The 21,856-nt window shown below is 51.8% G+C and carries 19 protein-coding genes; 10 read left to right on the plus strand and 9 right to left on the minus strand.

Annotation, left to right across the window (positions count from 1 at the left end; all coding sequences use genetic code 11):
- Positions 1-2: 2 nt before the first annotated feature.
- Genes ssuD through ssuE form a run of 3 tightly spaced genes read right to left on the minus strand, consistent with a single transcriptional unit; the run spans position 3 to position 2,687 of the window.
- Positions 3-1,148: an FMNH2-dependent alkanesulfonate monooxygenase gene (gene ssuD, locus WC7_RS17365; RefSeq protein ID WP_016152469.1), complete on the minus strand. Its 1,146-nt coding sequence runs from the start codon at positions 1,146-1,148 to the stop codon at positions 3-5.
- Positions 1,145-2,119 (minus strand): sulfonate ABC transporter substrate-binding protein, encoded by a 975-nt coding sequence (locus WC7_RS17360; RefSeq protein WP_016152470.1) that lies wholly within the window; start codon positions 2,117-2,119, stop codon positions 1,145-1,147. Before WC7_RS17360 ends, ssuD begins: the two co-directional genes overlap by 4 nt.
- Complete coding sequence (gene ssuE / locus WC7_RS17355; RefSeq protein ID WP_016152471.1) at positions 2,112-2,687, minus strand: NADPH-dependent FMN reductase; 576 nt, start codon at positions 2,685-2,687, stop codon at positions 2,112-2,114. The genes WC7_RS17360 and ssuE overlap by 8 nt, the downstream gene beginning before the upstream one ends.
- 242 nt (positions 2,688-2,929) lie before the next feature.
- Here ssuE and pyrD point away from each other — a divergent pair, with 242 nt between their 5' ends.
- Positions 2,930-3,940, plus strand: coding sequence for a quinone-dependent dihydroorotate dehydrogenase (gene pyrD, locus WC7_RS17350; RefSeq protein WP_016152472.1), 1,011 nt, complete (start codon positions 2,930-2,932; stop codon positions 3,938-3,940).
- 165 nt (positions 3,941-4,105) lie between these two features.
- Positions 4,106-4,648 (plus strand): cell division protein ZapC, encoded by a 543-nt coding sequence (gene zapC, locus WC7_RS17345; protein WP_016152473.1) that lies wholly within the window; start codon positions 4,106-4,108, stop codon positions 4,646-4,648.
- Here the strand turns inward: zapC and WC7_RS17340 are convergent.
- Positions 4,645-5,751: a YcbX family protein gene (locus WC7_RS17340; protein ID WP_016152474.1), complete on the minus strand. Its 1,107-nt coding sequence runs from the start codon at positions 5,749-5,751 to the stop codon at positions 4,645-4,647. The genes zapC and WC7_RS17340 overlap by 4 nt on opposite strands.
- Before the next feature lie 98 nt (positions 5,752-5,849).
- Between WC7_RS17340 and rlmKL the strand changes: the two genes are divergently transcribed.
- The 6 genes from rlmKL (at position 5,850) to rmf (ending at position 13,771) form a co-directional block, all read left to right on the plus strand.
- Complete coding sequence (rlmKL, locus tag WC7_RS17335) at positions 5,850-7,958, plus strand: bifunctional 23S rRNA (guanine(2069)-N(7))-methyltransferase RlmK/23S rRNA (guanine(2445)-N(2))-methyltransferase RlmL (protein WP_016152475.1); 2,109 nt, start codon at positions 5,850-5,852, stop codon at positions 7,956-7,958.
- Between the two features lie 12 nt (positions 7,959-7,970).
- The gene (locus WC7_RS17330) at positions 7,971-9,878 is read left to right on the plus strand and encodes an ABC transporter ATP-binding protein (protein WP_016152476.1); all 1,908 of its coding nucleotides are present in this window, start codon (positions 7,971-7,973) and stop codon (positions 9,876-9,878) included.
- Positions 9,879-9,893: 15 nt separating this feature from the next.
- A complete protein-coding gene (gene pqiA, locus WC7_RS17325; protein WP_016152477.1) occupies positions 9,894-11,141 on the plus strand; it encodes a membrane integrity-associated transporter subunit PqiA in 1,248 nt (415 codons plus the stop codon).
- A 4-nt stretch (positions 11,142-11,145) separates the two neighbouring features.
- Entirely contained in the window at positions 11,146-12,786 is a 1,641-nt protein-coding gene (pqiB, locus tag WC7_RS17320; protein ID WP_003836843.1) for an intermembrane transport protein PqiB, read from the plus strand.
- Positions 12,783-13,346, plus strand: coding sequence for a membrane integrity-associated transporter subunit PqiC (gene pqiC, locus WC7_RS17315; RefSeq protein ID WP_016152478.1), 564 nt, complete (start codon positions 12,783-12,785; stop codon positions 13,344-13,346). Before pqiB ends, pqiC begins: the two co-directional genes overlap by 4 nt.
- A 257-nt stretch (positions 13,347-13,603) precedes the next feature.
- Positions 13,604-13,771 carry a ribosome modulation factor gene (gene rmf, locus WC7_RS25265; RefSeq protein WP_003035871.1) on the plus strand — a complete coding sequence of 56 codons (168 nt, stop codon included), beginning with the start codon at positions 13,604-13,606 and terminating at the stop codon, positions 13,769-13,771.
- A gap of 107 nt (positions 13,772-13,878) precedes the next feature.
- On the opposite strand, the gene fabA is transcribed toward rmf, so the two are convergent.
- Together fabA and WC7_RS17305 are read right to left on the minus strand one after the other, a co-directional pair.
- Positions 13,879-14,397, minus strand: a complete 519-nt coding sequence (gene fabA, locus WC7_RS17310; RefSeq protein ID WP_003035875.1) for a bifunctional 3-hydroxydecanoyl-ACP dehydratase/trans-2-decenoyl-ACP isomerase — start codon at positions 14,395-14,397, stop codon at positions 13,879-13,881.
- 68 nt (positions 14,398-14,465) lie between these two features.
- On the minus strand, positions 14,466-16,226 hold the full coding sequence (locus tag WC7_RS17305; protein WP_016152479.1) for an AAA family ATPase: 1,761 nt from the start codon (positions 16,224-16,226) through the stop codon (positions 14,466-14,468).
- A 185-nt stretch (positions 16,227-16,411) separates the two neighbouring features.
- Here WC7_RS17305 and matP point away from each other — a divergent pair, with 185 nt between their 5' ends.
- Positions 16,412-16,864: a macrodomain Ter protein MatP gene (gene matP / locus WC7_RS17300; protein WP_016152480.1), complete on the plus strand. Its 453-nt coding sequence runs from the start codon at positions 16,412-16,414 to the stop codon at positions 16,862-16,864.
- Positions 16,865-16,961: 97 nt separating this feature from the next.
- Here matP and ompA read toward each other — a convergent pair whose 3' ends face one another.
- Together ompA and sulA are read right to left on the minus strand one after the other, a co-directional pair.
- Positions 16,962-18,020 (minus strand): porin OmpA, encoded by a 1,059-nt coding sequence (gene ompA / locus WC7_RS17295; protein ID WP_016152481.1) that lies wholly within the window; start codon positions 18,018-18,020, stop codon positions 16,962-16,964.
- Positions 18,021-18,377: 357 nt separating this feature from the next.
- A complete protein-coding gene (gene sulA, locus WC7_RS0124400; protein WP_019076414.1) occupies positions 18,378-18,887 on the minus strand; it encodes an SOS-induced cell division inhibitor SulA in 510 nt (169 codons plus the stop codon).
- A gap of 216 nt (positions 18,888-19,103) precedes the next feature.
- On the opposite strand from sulA, the gene WC7_RS17290 reads away from it, so the two are divergent.
- The gene (locus WC7_RS17290; protein ID WP_016152483.1) at positions 19,104-19,718 is read left to right on the plus strand and encodes a TfoX/Sxy family DNA transformation protein; all 615 of its coding nucleotides are present in this window, start codon (positions 19,104-19,106) and stop codon (positions 19,716-19,718) included.
- Here the strand turns inward: WC7_RS17290 and yccS are convergent.
- Complete coding sequence (gene yccS, locus WC7_RS17285) at positions 19,696-21,849, minus strand: YccS family putative transporter (protein ID WP_016152484.1); 2,154 nt, start codon at positions 21,847-21,849, stop codon at positions 19,696-19,698. The two genes, WC7_RS17290 and yccS, sit on opposite strands and share 23 nt — an antisense overlap.
- Positions 21,850-21,856: the final 7 nt, after the last annotated feature.

Genomic DNA, 21,856 nt, shown 5'->3' on the forward strand with positions numbered 1-21,856 from the left:
CCTTAGCTTTGCGCGATTTTGCGTGGGATAAATTCGTTTGCCACCGCTTCACCTTGTTGATGCTGGCGCTGCGGCTGTGGAATTTCTGGTATAGCGACATCCAGATGTGGGAACAGCAGCTCGCCAACCTTGTATGCCTCTTCCAGATGTGGATACCCGGACAACACAAAACTGTCGATTCCCAGTGCGGCATACTCGTTGATACGCGCCGCGACCGTCGGACCATCTCCGACCAGCGCGGTACCCGCGCCACCGCGCACCAGTCCTACTCCTGCCCACAAGTTCGGGCTGATTTCTAGTTTGTCGCGTTTACCGTTGTGCAGTGCAGCCATTCGCTGCTGACCAACCGAATCCGTTCTTGAGAAGGCGGCCTGGGCTTTGGCAATGGTGTCGTCATCCAGATGGGCTATCAGACGATCCGCTGCCTGCCACGCCTCTTGCGTTGTCTCCCGGACGATCACATGCAGACGAATACCAAAGCGGATCTTGCGCCCGAGCGCCGCCGCTTTGGCCCGCACCTGTTCAATCTTCTCTTTCACCTGTTCAGGCGGCTCGCCCCAGGTCAGATAGAGATCAACCTGCTCGGCAGCAAGATCTTGTGCAACATCAGACGAACCGCCGAAATAAAGCGGTGGCCGGAGTTGTTGTACAGGAGGGAAAAACAGTTTCGCGCCGCGGACATGAATGTGTTTGCCGTTGAAATCCACGGTTTCACCTTGCAGCAAACGCCGCCAGACCTGAGTGAATTCAGCAGAGGCTTCATAGCGCTCGGTGTGATCAAGGAACACGCCGTCACCCGCTAGCTCTTGTGGATCGCTGCCGGTTACCAGGTTGAATAACGCCCGGCCGTTAGAGAGTCTGTCGAGCGTCGCGGCCTGGCGGGCGGCGACCGTCGGCGAGGTTACGCTTGGACGAAGCGCGACCAGAAACTTTAATCGCTGGGTGACCGGGATCATCGACGCGGCGACCAGCCAGGCATCTTCACAGGAGCGACCGGTTGGGATCAGAACGCCAGTAAATCCCAGACGATCGGCTGTTTGCGCAATTTGTTGCAAATAACCGTGATCGACCGGGCGCGAACCTTCTTCCGTCCCCAGATAATGACCGTCACCGTGGGTGGGTAAAAACCAGAACATGTTCAGACTCATAATTTTTCTCCTGCCTGCTGATTGGGTTGCCAGATACGCTGGCGAATATCGATTTTTTTCGGCACCAGACGGTTGTCATAAAACAGATCCGCGGTTTGTTGTTGTAGGGCGGCAACAGAGGCGCTGACGGGCGTAATGGTGGTTGGCGGACGATGATCCAGATAAGACGCAATTACCGGTTCGGGCAGGCCCATGGTTTTAGCCAGCAGAGTAATACTTTGCTGGCGTTGGCTGAGAGTTAACGCATCCGCCTGGCTAAAGGTATCCAGCACGCCAAGAACAAAAGTGCTATTTTTTTCGGCATAAGGACGTGCAGCGAGATAAAACGAACCGGTCTGCTTGAGGTCTGAGCCGTCTTTCAGCACGCGTACATCACCTTGCAGTAATGCGGCCGAATAGTAAGGATCCCAGATAGCCCACGCATCGACGTTTCCTTGCTGGAAGGCCGCTCGCGCATCGGCGGGGGTCAGGTAAGTCGGTTGAATATCGGTAAATTTCAACCCTGCCTGTTGCAGCGCCCGGAGCAGTAAATTGTGGGCGCTGGAACCTTTCTGGAAGGCGACTTTATGCCCTTTGAGCTGCGCAACGCTCTGGATCGGGCTATTTTTCGGCACCAGAATCACTTCGGCTTTCGGTTTGGGTGGTTCGACGCCCACATAAACCAGATCGGCTCCGGCGGCCTGGGCGAAAATTGGCGGAATGTCACCGGTACTGCCGAGATCGATACTGCCGATATTGAGTGCTTCCAACATTTGTGGTCCAGCCGGGAACTCAATCCACGAGATTTTGGTCTGTGGGTAGCGTTTCTCCAGTAGCTGATGACTTTTTGCCAGCACCATGCTGACGCTTCCTTTCTGATACCCAATGCGCAGGGCATCCGGAGCCGATTCTGCGGCATGCACCAAGGATGACAGTGACAGCAGCCCGGTTAATGCCAGCCATGGGGTGTGACGCTTGAGCAGATTAAGCATGGGCGGCACCTCGCAGGGCGTTCAGTTGCGGGAGTTGGAGATCGCGACGATGCAACGCCAGCCAGAAAGTGTCGAGCGCACTGTCCAGGCGCTGCTGCAGGTTGGGCGTAAACTGCGGTTTATGCTGATAGTCGATGACCTGTGAATCATCGGCAAACACGCCGTGCAGGATCTCCTGAGCCTTTAACGCGCTCAGCACCGGTTTCAGCGCGTAATCGACGGCCAGTAAATGCGCCACGCTGCCGCCGGTCGCCAGCGGCAAAACCACTTTTCCTTCCAGCGCCCGCTCGGGGAGCAGATCGAGCAGCGTTTTCAGTGCGCCAGAGTAAGCGGCTTTGTAGACCGGCGTTGCGACAATCAGCCCGTCAGCATCCTGTAGTTGTTCGATAAATGTCTTCAGCGCCGGACTGTCAAAACGGGCATAGATCAGGTCTTCCGGGGCAAAGTTGTGCAGGTTCCAGTGAAAGACTTCGACATCCTGGCCGTTCAATTTTTCTCGGGCATATTCCAGCAACGCGCTGGAGCGAGAGGGAAAGCGTGGGCTTCCCGCCAGAGTAATGACGCGCATAATGTTATTCTCCCCTTATAACCAATTGTTTGCTTTTGATTAACATTGATAACAATTTGTGCAGTCTGGCAGAGAGACTTTGTTTATCGAAATGATTTATATGGGATAGAAAAGTTGAAAAATGAATAAAAAGGAGGAAGCAGGAAAACGATTGCTATTTATTGCCGCAGGTCAATTCCCTTTTTGCTCGCGATCGCACATAATACGCCCCCGGTTTGCACACCGGGAATCCAGGAGAGTTCATGTACTACCCCTTCGTTCGTAAAGCCCTTTTCCAGCTCGATCCAGAGCGCGCTCATGAATTGACATTCCAGCAATTACGTCGCATTACCGGCACGCCGCTCGAAGCGCTTGTCCGCCAGAAAGTACCCGCAAAACCGGTTACCTGTATGGGGCTGACGTTTAAAAATCCACTCGGGCTTGCTGCCGGACTGGATAAAGACGGGGAGTGCATTGATGCGCTCGGCGCGATGGGATTTGGTTCCATTGAGATTGGTACCGTGACGCCGCGTCCTCAGCCGGGTAATGATAAACCACGTCTGTTTCGTCTGGTCGATGCAGAAGGTTTGATCAACCGCATGGGGTTTAATAACCTGGGGGTTGATAACCTGGTTGAGAACGTCAAAAAATCGCATTTTGACGGTATTCTGGGGATTAATATTGGTAAGAATAAAGATACTCCGGTAGAGAACGGCAAAGATGACTATCTGATTTGTATGGAAAAAGTCTATGCTTATGCTGGTTATATCGCGATTAATATCTCTTCACCGAATACGCCGGGATTACGTACGCTGCAATATGGTGAGGCGCTGGATGATCTTCTGACGGCAATTAAAAATAAGCAAAATGATCTGCAAGCGATCCACCATAAATATGTTCCAGTGGCGGTTAAGATCGCACCGGATCTTTCTGTGGAAGAACTGATCCAGGTTGCTGACAGTTTAGTTCGTCATAATATTGATGGCGTAATTGCGACTAACACCACTCTCGATCGTTCTCTCGTTCAGGGAATGAAAAATTGCGATCAAATGGGCGGCCTCAGCGGTCGACCGTTACAATTAAAAAGTACAGAAATTATTCGCCAGTTGTCTCAGGAATTAAAAGGTCAGCTGCCGATTATTGGGGTTGGTGGTATCGACTCAGTAATCGCCGCGCGTGAGAAAATAGCTGCCGGTGCTTCTCTGGTACAGATTTATTCGGGCTTTATTTTTAAAGGCCCACCGTTGATTAAAGAAATCGTCACCAATATCTGAATGCTACCTTAATCACAATCCAGGGCTTTATTTCTGGCCCTGGTTGTTTTATATTCCTTTACTGTTGCTTATTTAAACATTCTGAGCTTTTATTATTAAGGCAATAAACGAAGCGGCAAAAGGATACTGTCGTAATGGTGATGATTAAGGAAAGGAGAGAAACTGATGCGAATTAAACCCGACGATAACTGGCGCTGGTATTATGATGAAGAGCACGATCGTATGATGCTCGATTTAGCCAATGGCATGTTATTCCGTTCGCGTTTTGCTCGTAAAATGCTCACTCCGGATGCATTTTCTCCGTCGGGTTTTTGTGTTGATGACGCCGCGCTTTATTTTTCTTTTGAAGAAAAATGTCGCTACCTGGATTTAGCCAAAGAGCAAAAGGCGGAACTGGTGCTTAATGCGCTGGTGGCGATTCGTTACCTTAAACCGCAAATGCCAAAAAGCTGGCACTTTGTCGCACACGGTATTAACTGGTCGCCAGTCGTGGGGGATGCTGCTTGTGTGGATTTAAGCGATACGGATGAACAGGTAAACCTGTTAGTGGTTGAACCGGGTGAAAATGCCGCGCTTTGTCTGCTTGCACAACCTGGTGTGGTTATTGCCGGGCGCACAATGCAGCTTGGCGACGCGATTAAAATAATGAATGACCGACTGAAACCGCAGGTTATTGCCGACAGTTTCAGCCTTGAACAGGCGGTTTAGCTCTCCAGCCTGATTGTCGTTTTGGGAACGCAACTGCAGCACAGAATCGTCCCGTCATCCCCAATCGCTGATTTTTTCAGCGGACTAACTTCGCCTTCCAACAGTCGAATTCGACAGCATCCGCAAATTCCTGCCCGGCATGAATAGGGCACCCTGATACCCTGGTTTTCCAGCTGTTCAAGCAATACCTGCTGATTATTTCCGCGAAAGGTCTGTCCCTGCCAGTCAATAAGTACCGTGGCATCGGGTTGTTGTTCCAGTGCGGTATCATCTGGCTCCGCCGCACCGTAAGCTCTGGCGGGACCGGTTGCCAAAATCTCTACCTCATCGCCGACGCGAATAACGCCACTGTTGCGTGCGATAAGATTCTGGCCGAAATCAACGTCGCCGTTATCCACCGCTGTCCGGAAGGTTTGCAGCGTGGCGAGCGGCTCGCCAGACGGATGTTTCTGGCCTTTTTCTGGGCTAACGGTAGTGAAAATGCAGCGGCTACAGGGTTTTGCCACATCAAAAATGACGTCGCCAATGCGAATCACTTTCCAGGTGTCTTCTGCCCATGCGTCAGCCCCCGAAACCACCAGATTGGGGCGAAACTGTTCCATTTTGACGCTTGCCGGACAGCGCTGTTGCACATCACGCAGAGATGCTTCGTTGGCCAACAGGTAGGGATAACCATCGGCGAAGGACAAAGGAACATCAGCGTGGCGCTTCACCCGGCGTGTCAGTTGCGGACCCACCCAGCGCAACTGCACGTCACGGGAGAAAAAGCCGCTCAGCCACAGGTTGATAGCCGCTGGGGCAGTACGCGCGGTAAAATGGTTTCCCCACACCTCTGTTGGCGAATCCTGGGTAGCGAAGTCTGCGAATCGCACGAGCGCGCTGCTGCCGTCTGGAGCCGTGAGATGAAGTCCATCGTGGAAAGGGGAAGGGGTAAAGCGGACCATTTGCGGGAACTGTCGGGCGGTAATGAACGTCCCGTCGGGTTCGGTAATCATAAATATACGATCCAAGGCGAGACCGCTCACGTCTGCCAGGGCGTGCGTGAGTCCAATTCCACGCATTGATTTAACCGGATGAATAAAAAGTCGGGTCAACGTTACCACTGCACAGCCCCTTGAACGAAAATAAGCCTTCAACTTTATGACATACAGCCCATATTAGCTATAATGCGCAGCAATTTTCTAGGAGTAAAAGTGACATTATGAATTCTCTGTTTGCCAGTACGGCCCGCGGGCTGGAAGAGCTGTTAAAAACTGAACTGGAAAACCTCGGCGCGCTGGAGTGTCAGGTCGTTCAGGGTGGGGTCCATTTTAAGGGCGACACGCGGCTTGTTTACCAGAGCCTGATGTGGAGCCGCCTGGCCTCGCGCATTATCCTGCCGATGGGAGAGTGCAAGGTCTACAGCGATCTTGATCTGTACCTCGGCGTTCAGGCAATTGACTGGACAGAGATATTTAATCCTGGTGCTACGTTTGCCGTCCATTTTAGCGGCCTGAACGAGACCATTCGTAACAGTCAGTACGGCGCGTTGAAGGTCAAGGATGCGATTGTCGATGCCTTTACCCGCAAAAATCTGCCGCGTCCTAATGTGGATCGTGAATCTCCGGATCTGCGTATCAACGTCTGGTTGAACAAAGATACCGCCAGCATTGCACTTGATCTGAGCGGTGACGGTTTGCATCAGCGCGGTTATCGCGATCGCGCGGGTCAGGCGCCGATTAAAGAGACGCTGGCCGCCGCTATTGTTATGCGTTCTGGCTGGCAGCCGGGCACACCGTTACTCGATCCGATGTGCGGCTCCGGCACGCTGCTGATTGAAGCGGCGATGTGGGCAACCGATCGCGCGCCGGGCCTGCACCGCGGGTACTGGGGCTTTAGCGGTTGGGCACAGCACGATGAAGCCGTCTGGCAAGAGGTTAAAGCCGAAGCTCAGGTGCGTGCGCGTAAGGGGCTTGCTGACTATACTTCGCACTTCTATGGCTCCGACAGCGATGCGCGCGTGATTGAAAAAGCGCGTAGTAACGCCCGCCGCGCAGGTATTGCCGATCTGATGACATTTGACGTTAAAGATGTCGCCAAACTGAGTAATCCACTGCCGAAGGGACCGTATGGTACGGTGATCAGTAACCCGCCCTACGGCGAACGTCTGGATAGCGAACCGGCGCTGATTGCCCTGCATAGCTTGCTGGGCCGTACGATGAAAAACCAGTTTGGCGGCTGGAATTTGTCGCTGTTCAGCGCCTCTCCGGATTTGCTCAGCAGCCTGCAATTGCGTGCTGATAAGCAGTTCAAAGCGAAAAACGGTCCGCTGGATTGCGTACAGAAAAACTATCACGTTGCAGAGACCACTGCGGACAGCAAGCCAGCCACGGTCGCGGAAGATTATGCCAACCGCCTGCGCAAGAATATCAAGAAGCTGGAAAAATGGGCGCGTCAGGAAGGAATTGAATGCTATCGCCTGTATGATGCTGACCTGCCGGAATACAACGTTGCAGTGGACCGTTACGGTGAGTGGGTCGTGGTTCAGGAATACGCTCCGCCGAAGACGGTCGATGCACAAAAAGCACGTCAACGCCTGTTCGATATCATTGCCGCAACGTTGTCGGTCCTGGAAATCGCGCCAAATAAACTGGTGCTGAAAACTCGTGAGCGGCAGAAAGGGAAGAACCAGTATCAGAAGATGAATGAGAAGGGTGAATTCATTGAGGTAAGCGAGTACAACGCGCGCCTGTGGGTCAACTTGACAGACTATCTTGATACCGGTTTGTTCCTCGATCACCGTATTGCGCGCCGCATGCTGGGCCAGATGAGTAAAGGTAAGGATTTCCTTAACCTGTTCTCCTACACCGGCAGTGCCAGCGTTCATGCCGGGCTGGGCGGTGCGCGTAGCACCACGACGGTTGATATGTCGCGTACCTACCTGGAGTGGGCTGAGCGTAACCTGCGCCTGAACGGCCTGAGTGGTCGCGCTCACCGTTTAATTCAGGCCGATTGCCTGGGCTGGCTGCGCGATGCCAATGAACAGTTTGATCTGATTTTCATCGATCCGCCGACGTTCTCTAACTCAAAACGTATGGAAGACTCGTTTGATGTACAGCGCGATCATCTGGCGCTGATGAAAGATCTGAAACGTCTGCTGCGTAAAGACGGTACGATCATGTTCTCCAACAACAAGCGTGGGTTCCGTATGGATCTCGACGGTCTGGCTGAACTGGGATTAAAAGCACAAGAAATCACCCAAAAAACGCTTTCCCAGGACTTTGCCCGTAACCGTCAGATCCACAATTGCTGGCTGATTACCGCAGCCTGAAAGGATAAATAAATGTCATTGATCAGTATGCATGGTGCATGGCTGTCGTTCAGCGATGCGCCGCTTCTTGATAATGCAGAACTGCATATCGAAGATAACGAACGCGTCTGTCTGGTTGGCCGTAATGGCGCAGGTAAGTCGACGCTGATGAAGATCCTCAACCGTGAACAGGGTCTTGACGACGGGCGTATTATTTATGAGCAGGACCTGGTTGTGGCGCGTCTGCAGCAGGATCCGCCGCGTAATGTTGAGGGCAGCGTCTATGACTTCGTTGCCGAAGGTATTGAGGAACAGGCTGAATATCTGAAGCGTTATCACGATATTTCGCGCCTGGTGATGACCGATCCCAGCGACAGAAACCTGAATGAAATGGCGCGGGTTCAGGAAATGCTCGATCACCATAATCTGTGGCAGCTCGAAAGCCGCATTAATGAAGTGCTGGCGCAACTGGGACTGGATCCTAACGCCGCGCTTTCTTCGCTTTCGGGCGGCTGGCTGCGTAAGGCGGCGCTGGGCCGCGCGTTAGTGAGCAACCCGCGCGTACTGCTGCTGGATGAACCAACTAACCACCTGGATATTGAAACTATCGACTGGCTGGAAGGGTTCCTGAAATCCTTCAATGGGACAATTATTTTCATTTCCCACGACCGTTCATTTATTCGCAATATGGCGACGCGTATTGTCGATCTCGACCGCGGCAAGCTGGTGACCTATCCGGGGAACTACGATCAGTATCTGCTGGATAAAGAAGAAGCGCTGCGGGTGGAAGATCTCCAAAATGCGGAATTTGATCGCAAGCTGGCGCAGGAAGAAGTCTGGATCCGTCAGGGCATCAAAGCGCGTCGTACCCGTAATGAAGGCCGCGTGCGGGCGCTGAAAGCCATGCGTCGCGAGCGTGGCGAACGTCGCGAAGTGATGGGCACGGCGAAGATGCAGGTCGAAGAGGCGAGCCGCTCTGGCAAGATTGTCTTCGAAATGGAGAATGTTGATTACCAGGTTGATGGAAAGCAACTGGTAAAAGATTTCTCCGCGCAGGTGCAACGTAGCGACAAGATTGCGCTAATTGGACCTAACGGCTGCGGTAAAACAACGCTGCTGAAGCTGATGTTAGGTCAGCTTCAGGCTGACAGCGGACGCATTCACGTCGGCACGAAGCTGGAAGTGGCGTATTTCGATCAGCACCGCGCCGAACTGGATCCGGATAAAACCGTGATGGACAACCTTGCTGAGGGTAAGCAAGAGGTGCTGGTTAACGGTAAACCTCGCCATGTGCTGGGCTACCTCCAGGATTTCCTGTTCCATCCGAAACGGGCGATGACGCCAGTACGTGCGCTCTCTGGTGGGGAACGCAATCGCCTACTGCTGGCGCGTCTTTTTCTCAAACCCAGTAATCTTTTGATTCTCGATGAACCAACGAACGATCTGGACGTCGAAACGCTGGAACTGCTTGAAGAGCTGATTGATAGCTACCAGGGCACCGTGCTGCTGGTGAGCCACGACCGTCAGTTTGTGGATAATACCGTAACCGAATGCTGGATCTTCGAAGGCGGCGGTAAAATTGGTCGTTATGTCGGCGGTTATCATGATGCCCGCAGCCAGCAATCGCAGTATGTGGCGTTTAAACAGCCAGTTGCGAAAAAAACAGAGGAAACCGTTGCTCCTAAAGCAGAAATTGTCAAACGCAGCACGAGCAAACTAAGCTATAAACTGCAGCGCGAACTGGAGCTGCTCCCCGCGCTGCTTGAAGAACTGGAAGCTAAACTGGAAGCATTACAAGCTCAGGTAGCTGACGCCGCTTTTTTCAGTCAGCCGCATGAGCAAACGCAACAGGTATTAGCTAATCTGAACGAAGCTGAACAAGAACTTGAGCAAGCCTTTGAGCGCTGGGAGTATCTTGAGTCTTTGAAGAACGGCGCATAATTTAAAGGAGCACATATGTGCGAACATCACCATGCCGCGAAGCATATTCTGTGCTCGCAGTGTGACATGCTGGTGGCGTTACCTCGCCTTGAGCATGGTCAGAAAGCGGCATGTCCACGATGTGGCACTACGTTAACGGTTGAGTGGGACGCGCCACGGCAGCGTCCTACCGCCTATGTGTTAGCAGCATTATTTATGCTGCTTTTGTCAAACCTCTTTCCCTTTGTGAATATGAATGTTGCGGGGGTGAGCAGCGAAGTGACGCTGCTGCAAATCCCCAGCGTTCTCTTTTCGGAAGATTACGCCAGCCTCGGTACCTTCTTTATCTTATTCGTTCAGTTGGTTCCCGCTTTTTGCTTGTTGACCATTTTGCTGTTGGTGAATCGGGTTCATATGCCTGAGCGGCTTAAAACATGGCTGGCGCGTATTTTGTTTCAGTTAAAAAGCTGGGGAATGGCAGAAATTTTCCTCGCGGGCGTGCTGGTGAGCTTTGTTAAGCTGATGGCCTACGGCGATATCGGCGTGGGCAGCAGCTTCATCCCGTGGTGCATGTTTTGTATGCTCCAGTTGCGGGCTTTCCAGTGTGTGGATCGCCGTTGGCTGTGGGATGATATTGCCCCTATGCCAGCCATTAAGCAGGAATTAAAGCCTGGTGTGCCCGGCATCCGACAAGGGTTGCGTTCCTGTTCCTGCTGCACCGCTATTCTTCCGGCAGACGAGCTGGTATGCCCACGCTGTCAGACGAAAGGTTATGTGCGGCGTAAAAACAGTCTGCAATGGACATTGGCATTACTGTTTACGTCGATCATGCTTTATCTTCCTGCCAATATTCTGCCGATCATGATCACCGATCTGCTCGGGTCAAAGCTGCCTTCAACGATACTCGAGGGCGTGGTTTTAATCTGGAGCGAAGGCTCTTACCCGGTGGCTGCGGTTATCTTTATCGCCAGTATTATGGTGCCGACGTTGAAAATGATCGCCATTGCCTGGCTGTGTTGGGATGCCAAAGGGCACGGCAAACGCGACAGTGAACGAATGCATTTAATTTACGAGGTTGTAGAATTTGTCGGTCGCTGGTCAATGATCGACGTTTTTGTAATTGCCGTACTCTCTGCGCTGGTGCGCATGGGAGGGTTAATGAACATTTATCCTGCAATGGGTGCTTTGATGTTTGCTTTAGTCGTCATTATGACAATGTTTTCTGCGATGACATTTGATCCCCGTCTGTCGTGGGACCGTGAACCAGATCATGAGGAGTCCTGACAGCATGGAATCTAAAAGTGGGGAAGCCAAAGTGCAAAAGGTAAAAAACTGGTCGCCCGTGTGGATATTCCCTATAGTCACTGCCCTCATTGGCGCGTGGGTCCTGTTTTATCACTACAGTCATCAGGGGCCACAAGTCACGCTGATTACCACCAATGCCGAAGGTATTGAAGGGGGCAAAACGACGATTAAGAGCCGCAGCGTGGATGTCGGCATCGTCGAGAGCGCAACCCTGACTGATGATTTGACCCATGTGGAAATTAAAGCTCGTCTTAACTCCGGAATGGAAAAGCTGCTGCATAAAGATTCTGTCTTTTGGGTGGTGAAGCCGCAGGTTGGGCGTGAAGGTATCAGTGGGCTCGGCACGCTATTGTCCGGGGCTTATATTGAACTGCAGCCTGGCAATAAAGGCAGCAAGCTGGAAAATTACCAACTGCTGGATTCACCGCCGCTGGCGCCGCCAGATGCGAAAGGGATCCGTGTGATTCTGGACAGCAAAAAAGCCGGTCAGTTGAGCCCGGGCGACCCGGTTCTGTTCCGTGGTTATCGTGTAGGTTCGGTTGAAACCAGCACATTTGATGCGCAAAAGCGTACGATTAGCTATCAGCTATTTATCAATGCGCCTAACGATCGTCTGGTGACCAGCAATGTGCGTTTCTGGAAGGACAGTGGGATCGCCGTGGATCTTACTTCGGCAGGTATGCGCGTGGAAATGGGATCTCTCTCCACGCTGTTTGGCGGTGGCGTAAGTTTTGATGTGCCAGAAGGGCTGGAACAAGGCGAACCGGTCGCACAACAGTCTGCGTTTAATCTTTATGACGACCAAAAAAGTATTCAGGATTCACTGTATACCGATCATATTGATTACCTGATGTTCTTTAAAGATTCAATTCGTGGCCTGCAGCCCGGCGCGCCACTGGAATTCCGTGGCATCCGTTTGGGTACGGTAAGTAAAGTACCTTTCTTCTCACCGAATATGCGTCAGGTCTTCAACAATGATTATCGCATTCCGGTGCTGGTACGTATCGAACCAGAACGTCTGAAGGCACAGCTGGGAGAAGATACTGATGTTGGCGCTCATCTGGCAGAATTGCTTAAACGCGGCTTACGGGCATCGCTGAAAACCGGGAACCTGGTGACTGGCGCTCTGTATGTCGATCTCGACTTCTACCCGAAAGAACCGCCGATTACCGGTGTGCGCGAATTTAATGGTTATCAAATTATTCCGACCGTGAGCGGTGGTCTGGCGCAGATCCAGCAGCGACTGATGGAAGCGCTGGATAAGATTAACAATCTGCCGTTGAACCCGATGATTGAGCAGGCGACCAATACATTGTCGGAAAGCCAGCGTACGATGAAGCATCTGCAAACCACGCTGGACAACATGAATAAGATCACGTCCAGTCAGTCGATGCAGGATCTTCCGGCGGATATGCAGAACACGCTGCGCGAACTGAACCGTAGTATGCAGGGCTTCCAGCCGGGTTCCGCCGCCTACAACAAGATGGTGGCGGATATGCAGCGTCTTGATCAGGTGCTGCGAGAACTGCAACCGGTACTGAAAACGTTGAACGATAAGAGCAATGCGCTGGTATTTGAAGCGAAGGACAAAAAAGATCCAGAGCCGAAGAGGGCGAAACAATGAAAAAGTGGCTAGTGGCGATGATGGCGGTCTGGCTGACGTCATGCAGCTCCAGCGGAGAAAATAAAAGCTATTACCAGCTCCCTATCGCGCAAGGGGGCGTACAGAGCTCAGCTAACCAGGGTAACCGTCTGCTGTGGGTTGAACAGATTGCGGTCCCGGACTATCTGGCGGGTAATGGGGTGGTTTACCAGACCAGCGATGTGCAATATGTGATAGCGAATAATAATCTCTGGGCCAGCCCATTAGATCAGCAATTGCGCAATACCCTGGTTACGAACCTCAGTATGCAGTTGCCTGGCTGGGTTGTCGCTTCGCAGCCGCTGGGAAGCACTCAGGACACGTTGAACGTTACCGTGACCGGCTTCCACGGTCGGTACGATGGTAAGGTCATCGTGAGCGGTGAATGGCTGCTGAATCACCAGGGGCAGTTGATCAAGCGTCCATTCCACATCGAAGCTGTACAGACTAAAGACGGCTACGATGAGATGGTGAAGGTTCTGGCCAACGCCTGGAGCCAGGAAGCGACGGCAATGGCTCAGGAGCTGAAACGCATCCCTTAAGCTTAAATAATTGTAAATTATGCCGCCCCTGGTTCATTGCCCGGGGCGGTTTTTTTTATTTTTTTAGCCGTGGAGATAGCTGTTCTGACAGACTATTTTTGTACAAATGATTTTGCGGGTAGCTCACAAATATGACACTGGCGTGAATTTTGCGCATTGACGAGCCTGATGTTTAGGGGTATTCGTTTTAGTGTGATTGCACACTTAGTAATCACTGTTTTCTTTTCCACCAGACCCAAAGATGAGGGAAACGAGGCATGAAGAGACAAAAACGAGATCGCCTGGAACGGGCACATCAACGTGGATATCAGGCCGGCATTGCCGGACGCTCAAAAGAAATGTGTCCCTATCAGACGCTGAATCAGAGGTCATACTGGCTGGGAGGCTGGCGAGAAGCCATGGGGGATAGGGTTTTAATGGCCTGATTCTGTCTCTTTAGATAAAAGAAACCTCCGCAGAGCGGAGGTTTCGCCTTTTTGCCCACCAGACAAGACGAATAAACGTTAATGTCTGGCGGCTACGCTGACCTGGATTAGAACGCGGAAGTGTCCTGGAACAGACCCACTTTCAGATCGTTTGCGGTATAGATTAGACGACCATCAACCAGCACTTCACCATCAGCCAGGCCCATGATCAGGCGACGATTAACGATGCGTTTGAAGTGAATGCGGTAAGTCACTTTCTTTGCAGTCGGCAGAACCTGGCCGGTGAATTTAACTTCGCCTACGCCCAGCGCGCGGCCTTTACCTTCGCCGCCCAGCCAGCCGAGATAGAATCCAACCAGCTGCCACATGGCATCCAGACCCAGGCAGCCCGGCATCACCGGATCGCCGATAAAGTGGCATCCGAAGAACCACAGGTCCGGGTTGATATCCAGTTCAGCTTCAACATAACCTTTGTCAAAGTTGCCGCCGGTTTCGGTCATCTTGATGACACGGTCCATCATCAGCATGCTTGGTGCAGGCAGTTGTGGCCCTTTTGCGCCAAACAGCTCACCGCGACCAGAGGCAAGAAGGTCTTCTTTTGTATAGGATTCGCGTTTATCTACCATGTTCTCTGTAAGCCTTATTTTATTGAAGCACGCAGGATAGCTAACACGTGTACGCTGAACAAGTCCGATCAGTTCGGAATAATCCAGTTCAGCCAACGTAGCGGCCAGGGAAAACGGTGACGACCTTCCTGCTGCGTTGCCGTAGCAATACGCTCCTGGATAGTTTGCATCAGCGTTGTCTGGCCTTCACCATCCCACACCAGATTTAATAACAGTGGCAGCGCATCGGTCACGTCGTCCACCGCCCAGATAGTGAATTTTTCTTCTTCTACGGCTTGTAGCAGAGCAGGCTGCAGGCTCAGGTGTCTGACATTCGCTGAAGGAATGATAACGCCCTGTGTGCCTGTCAGCTCACGCTGCTGACAGATGGCGAAGAAGCCTTCAATTTTCTCGTTCAGACCACCAACAGGTTGTGCCCGACCAAACTGATCGACAGAACCGGTAATGGCGATGCTTTGATTAACAGGAACGTCGGCGAGGGCGCTAATCAATGCGCAAAGTTCTGCCATGGACGCGCTGTCGCCGTCCACTTCGCTGTAGGATTGCTCAAAGGTCAGAGAGGCAGAGAAGGGGATTTGCTGCTCAAGCTGGAGTTCCGACATCAGGAACGCCTGCATAATCATCATACCCTTCGCATGAATATTTCCGCCAAGCTCGGCTTTGCGCTCAATATCCGTAAATTCGCCGTCGCCAATATGAACCACACAGCTGATACGAGAAGGCTCACCAAACGCGCGGGGGTGACCAGGAAATTCAATCACCGACAGGGCGTTGATTTGGCCAATACGCTCGCCTTCCGTCTCGATCAGGATCTGTTCCTGCAGGATCTCATCCTGCATTCGTTCGGCGAGGAAACCTTCCCGCCATTCACGCTGGGTCAGCATCAGGCTGAACTGCTCAGCGTTGCAGGTTTCGCCCTCGCATAACGGGGCCACTTCTTTGAACTGCCGGGTGATCCACAGCGGGTTAAGCGGCAATGTATCCTGTTCGCCGGTATAACGAACGGCTTCACGGATCAGCACTTGCCAGGCATCAGGGGCCGGGTAGGGCAAATTGTTGCGCGTAGCGGTATGTGTTACCCACTGACACCACTGCGTCATGGTTTCGGCATCCACTATCTGCAGATTATCTTCAAACTCGCTATAAATAGCCTGCTCAGCCAGCTCCGGCTCCATGTCCTGGAAGTCTGCCAGTGATTCACGTTCACCAACTAATACCACTTTGAGTTTAAGCGGCATAGGTGGAACGGAGACAGGCAGCGGGCGAGACTCATCAAAAGCTACCCAGTCAAAACGCTCGTGGCTGACAATGGCTTTCAGGCGCATCCACAGCAGCGGTTGGGCCAGTAGCGTGCGCAACGAAATAACCAGCACACCACCGTTGGCCTGATGCACAAGGCCTGGCTGTAGGGTAATTTCGCCGTTGAACTGACGCAGACAGCCAAACAGTTGTTCGGCTTCAACCCAGTCAGCGCAGACTACCTGGGTTAATGTCGCAAAATTGTCTTCAGCTGTCTCAGCTGCACGATAGCGGATAGTGTGACCGGAGATATCATAATGACCTCCGGTGAGACTTCCGGCATCCGAGTGCAGAGGCCGCGCGGCCTCTGCAATAAGGTTGATGTACTCAAGCTCTTCCGGCGCTTTTACCAGCATGAACGAAGACGTCGTCCAGTGCTGAAGAAGCTGCTCCAGCGCAAATTGTAAACGTGGCTGAGTATCACTAAGTAAGGTATCGGTGTCGTCAGTGACGTGCGGCTGCGCAAATACTTCCTGATAACTATCGGTGTCAGGAACCAGATCACGCCATGCAAGTTTCGTAATGGTCAAAGTTGATGTTTTTTAGTCTGTTGTAAAAAACGAGATTATACCGTAACCATCATCACTGCACACGTGGAAAGCGCTGTGAAACGAATGCGATGACGCGCGACAGTTCACAGGATGGATATTCTTTTCTTCAGATGCCGAAAAAGCTGATATTCTGATAAGAGTTACACGGTAACATTGAGATCGCAATGAAATATCAACAACTTGAAAACCTTGAAAGCGGCTGGAAATGGAAGTATCTGGTGAAGAAGCATCGTGAGGGGGAATTAATCACCCGTTACGTAGAGGCCAGCGCTGCCGAAGAAGCCGTTGATTTGTTGCTAACCCTCGAAAATGAACCGGTTCGGGTCAATACCTGGATTGAAGAACACATGAACTCTGCGCTGTTAAATCGTATGAAACAAACCATACGGGCGAGGCGTAAGCGGCACTTTAACGCGGAGCATCAGCATACGCGAAAGAAATCTATCGATCTGGAATTTATGGTCTGGCAGCGCTTAGCGGGGCTTGCGCAGCGGCGCGGCAAAACGCTTTCTGAAACTATTGTGCAACTGATTGAAGACGCAGAGCATAAAGAGAAGTACGCGAATAAAATGTCGACATTGAAGCAGGATTTACAGGCGCTGCTGGGAAAAGAATAACGACAGAATGGCTAAATGTGTTGTGTACAGGCATGCTTTGATTGATAAAAAGTGAAAAAAAACCCCGCAAAGCGGGGTTTTTTTATAAGACGATAACTTAAGCCTGAGGCTGAGTTACAACGTCTTTGATACCTTTAACTTCGATCTCAACACGACGATCCGGAGCCAGGCAGTCGATCAGTGCAGCGCGAGCTTTCACGTTGTCACAGGTGTTGCCAGTAACTGGGTTGGATTCGCCCATGCCACGTGCAGAGATTTTGTCAGAAGGAATACCTTTAGAGATCAGGTAATCAACAACGGACTGAGCACGTTTCTCGGACAGACCCTGGTTGTAAGCGTCAGAACCGATGCGGTCAGTGAAGCCCAGAACCACTACGGAACCGTCTTTCGGATCCAGGTTGCTCAGCTGGCTGTACATCTGATCCAGAGCCTGCTGGCCTTCTGGTTTCAGAGTTGCTTTGTTGAAGTTGAACAGAACGTCAGACTTCAGAGTGAAGTGTTTGGTCTGTACTTCCGGAGCCGGAGCCGGAGCAACAACTACTGGAGCTGCTTCTTCCTGCTGACCGAAACGGTAGGAAACACCAACGCTCAACAGACCGTTATCCGGACGACCGCCAACGGTGTTCGCGTCACCGATGTTGTTGGTCCACTGGTACTCCAGACGGGTAGCGATTTCAGGAGTAATTGCATACTCTACGCCACCAGCGAATACTGGGGAAACACCAGTGTCGTGGTCTTTGAAGCCGTCGTTGTTTTTAGCGTCTGCACGCCAAACCATACCACCCAGACGGGTATAAACGTCCAGATCGTCAGTGATTGGGTAACCCAGTTTAGCGGTCAGCTGAACACCCTGAGCTTTGAAAGCGCCATTATTGTGGGTAGTATCGGTGGCGCCTTTGTACGGCATACGACCTAACCAGTCGTAACCCATTTCGAAACCAACGTACGGGTTAACCTGGTAACCACCGAATGCACCAGCACCCAGTTGGCTTTCGTGGGTAGGACCGGAGTTGTTGATCTGGTTGTTGCCAATATCATGGTACTGAGACCAGCCCAGTTTAGCACCAGTGTACCAGGTGTTATCTTTCGGAGCGGCCTGCGCCACGGTAGCGAAACCAGCCAGTGCCACTGCAATTGCGATAGCTGTCTTTTTCATTTTTTGCGCCTCGTTATCATCCAAAATTCGCCATGAATATCTCCGAAGAGAGATAACACGGTTAAATCCTTCACCCGGGGACCAGTTCAATAGTTACTCTACCGATATCTGCGGCTTATGCCGAGCACCCCTGGCGATGTAAAGTCTACAACGTAGTTGAAAACTTACAAGTGTGAAGTCCGTCAGGCATATGAAAAAAAAAGGCTTGTATACACAATATTTAACATTTATAGATGAATAAATGTACTGAAGATTTCCTGAAAACCGCTTCAGACAGGCCTTCAGCCGGAAAACGCGTTACAGCTCAATGGCAAATTAAAACATGAAAAAAAATTCCAGGATAAATCCTAATTTTACTCAATGATACAAATTCGAGTGAATTTTTAGCCCGGAATGCTGTCTCCCCGCAAGTGACTGAGCGCGAACAGGACGCATGATAAACCCCATCGCATTACCTTCATCTGCCGCTTTTACCAGTTCGGCATGTTCATCTTCGGTTAATTCTTCCGTCAACCAGCCGATGACGACGCTGTAGTTACCTGTGCGCAGCGCACGAACCATCGATTCCAGCGTATTGCAGGGGGAGAGCTGACTGATTTGCATGACTTTGGTCAATGGAAGCCCGGCCGACTGCACCCACTCACGGCTTAATTTTTGCTGAGGCGTCAGCCACAGCTGCCAGCGTGATTGTTGCCCTAATTGTTGCAGCAGGGGAAGCAGCAGGAGCTGCGTCATCATGGGCTGGTCCTCGCGATAGACCACTTCACTGATAAGCCCAGCGGTAGCGTTCTCTGCTGAAACGCGCGCAATGCTGCTCGATGCGGAAGAGAACGACGAAGAACGATTTGCATAACCTGAAGTGTACATAATCAATCCAGCCCTGTGAGTTACTGTATGGATATACAGTAACCCTGCCATCAATAAAGATCAACCTTATTTTCGGAAACAGGTTCGCAATTTTTAGTCATCATCACGGGAAAAATAAAATTCATCTTGCCCCATACGCATAAGTTGCCTATTTTCGTCATTAACGGATCTGCTACTGCAAATTATTTGCTTACGTTATGATTTAAAAGGATTTTTATGAAAGAAAAGTCTTATGCAAGAATCTATAAATCACAAGAATATCTGGCTTCTCTGGGAACAATTCACTACCGCTCACTGTTTGGCGGCTATAGTCTGACGGTTGGTGATACGGTCTTTGCCATGGTTGCCAGCGGTGAGTTATATCTTCGCGCCTGTGAGCAGAGCGCCCAGTACTGTGTAAAAAATTCTCCTGTCTGGCTAACATTTATCAAGCGCGGGCGTCCGGTTGTACTCAATTATTACCAGGTGAACGATACCCTGTGGCAGAACCAGCAGCAGTTAGTATCGCTATCACAATTTTCACTCGATGCAGCCGTTAAGGAAAAACAGAGTCGCTTTGCACAACATCGCCTGCGGGAATTACCGAATATGACGTTTCATTTGGAGACCTTGCTAAATGAAGCAGGAATTAAGGATGAGGGGACATTGCGATCGCTGGGAGCTCAGATGTGCTGGTTGAAACTTCGGCAAAATAACCCTGCCTTAACGGTAAAAATACTCTATGCCCTTGAAGGAGCGGTTGACGGGGTGCATGAAGCCGCGCTCCCGGCGACGCGTCGCCAGGAGCTGGTGGAGTGGGTGAGTTCTCTTACGCCGGAACCGGGGTATTAGATGGCAGCACGGCAATTTGTTGCTGTAATCGCCGAATCTCCGGGAGCAGGGCAATCAGTAACCCAACTTGCTGTACGACCAGCGGCTCTTTACTGTCCGGACGTGGCTCGAGATGCTGAATTCGCTGCTTCAGATCTTCCAGCGCCTGGTATACGCGCTGCTCATCCGCAGGTTGATGGTGAAGCGCATCATCTACATAGCAGACGGCATCATCCAGCAATGCCAGGACGTCAGGATTGGTTAACTGCTCGCGATGTGCGCCGAGGGCGGAAATATAGCTGGTAAACGTATGGTTAAGACACAGCAATCGGAACGCCGTTTCGCGTGTTTGGGCCGTGACATCCGGTTCACTCGACATGTTCGACACCACCGAAGCAAGTTCCGCATCACGATTGTGCGCGTCACGGCGGGCGATACGGTATGCCAGACGATTATCACGCCCCTGATGATATTGTTCGAGAATAGCATCAAGATAACGACAGTTAGCGTCAGTGGCCCGTTCAATCACTCGCGGCAGATTCCGAAAACGCCAGTCTGGCCAGATAAAGCTGACAGCAGCCCAGGCGATGGCACAGCCGATCAACGTATCGATGACGCGCGGAAGTGCAACTTCAAAACCTTCACCGAGCAGGTTAAAGCACAGCAGCACCAGCAGCGTGATAAACATGGTGGCATGCGCGTACTGGACGTTACGAAAGGCAAAAAACAACACGCCGGTAATCACCAGAAGTATCAATTGCCCTTCGAGAGAAGGTACAAACCACAGGATCGGTAACCCAATGGCGATCCCGACTAATGTGCCGATAATCCTTAGTGCCAGACGATGTCGGGTGGCGTTGTAGTTTGGCTGGCAGACAAACAGACTGGTCAACAGGATCCAGTACCCGTGGTTCATTCCGGTTATCTGGATAATGGCATAGCCGACGCAGAGCACCAGCGACATGCGAACAGCATGACGAAACAGGGCGGACTCAGGCGTGAAATTACGGCTCAGACGCAACCAGATATCACTGAACCCATGCGGGCTGTCATCGGCAAGCTGATTTTCAGACTCATTGCGCGAAAGTACCTGAGCCTGTTCGGATTCAATGGTAGCCAACTGGGCATCAATGGCCCGCAGGTTTGACAGCAAAAATCCTAACGTGTTGAGCAGGTCGGCAGGCTCACCACTCGCGCGCATGCGCTCAAGTGCAGCATCAATATGGGTGAAGACGCGCTCAAAGTGCGGATCGTGCTGATAAGGCGTGCGTAATAAAATACAGCGAGACAGTTGCGAACACGCTTGCCCCTGCATCGACATCAGGCGCTGGAAGCGGAACATCACGTCGCTGTGGCGGAAATGGTCGCGAAGCGTTTGGTACTGAATATGCGAGGAGCTTGCGCGTTCGTGAATATCCTGTGCTACAAAATAGTAATGTAGCGTGCGACGTGTTCCTCGCTGTCCGCGGTCGCCGCGCAGGCGGGTCAGCAGTGACACCTTTGTCTGGTTTAGGGTCGCCATCAGTTGCCCATTCGCAAGAGCCAAATCATACAGCGGCGCCTGGCTTTCATCTTCTATGTCGGGATCAAAAAGACGCGATTTCAGTTCCAGATAGTGCGCTAACTGTTCATAGCTACGCGCCAGATTGTCCTGCAACGGGCGAATAGGGAACAGAAGATGTCCGGTCAGGGTTAACAGGTTGTACCAAATGGCGCCCGCGAGCAGCAGGATCGGTTGCTGATACCACTGATCGTAAAGCGAGGTGCCGAGCATCGTGTAAATGGCGATCAGCAACGCGCCAAAGGCGATGGTTGCATAGCGCTGCCCTAATCCCCCCAACAGTATAAAGCCGCTGGTGGAGAGCGTTAACCCAAGGGCAAACAGCCATGGCCATGGGAAGAGCAGTTCGACCGAGGCCGAGGCAATGAAAAAGCACACCAGCGTGATGATCAAATTGCGCAGGCGACCTGCAAGACGATCGTCCAGGTCAGTAAGCGCGGCTGCGACCATACCCAGCGTGAGCGGGATGGTCAGCTTAACGTCACCCAGCCACCAGGGCAGCGCTGTTGTGCCGCAAAGCGCGATAAAAATCCGCACGTAGTACAGCCAGGTGCTGTTCCAGGTATAGCGTTTGAGCAGAGGACTTAACATAAAGGCC

Origin of the sequence: Citrobacter sp. KTE151 (assembly GCF_000398845.1) — a bacterium.
Lineage (GTDB): Bacteria > Pseudomonadota > Gammaproteobacteria > Enterobacterales > Enterobacteriaceae > Citrobacter > Citrobacter braakii.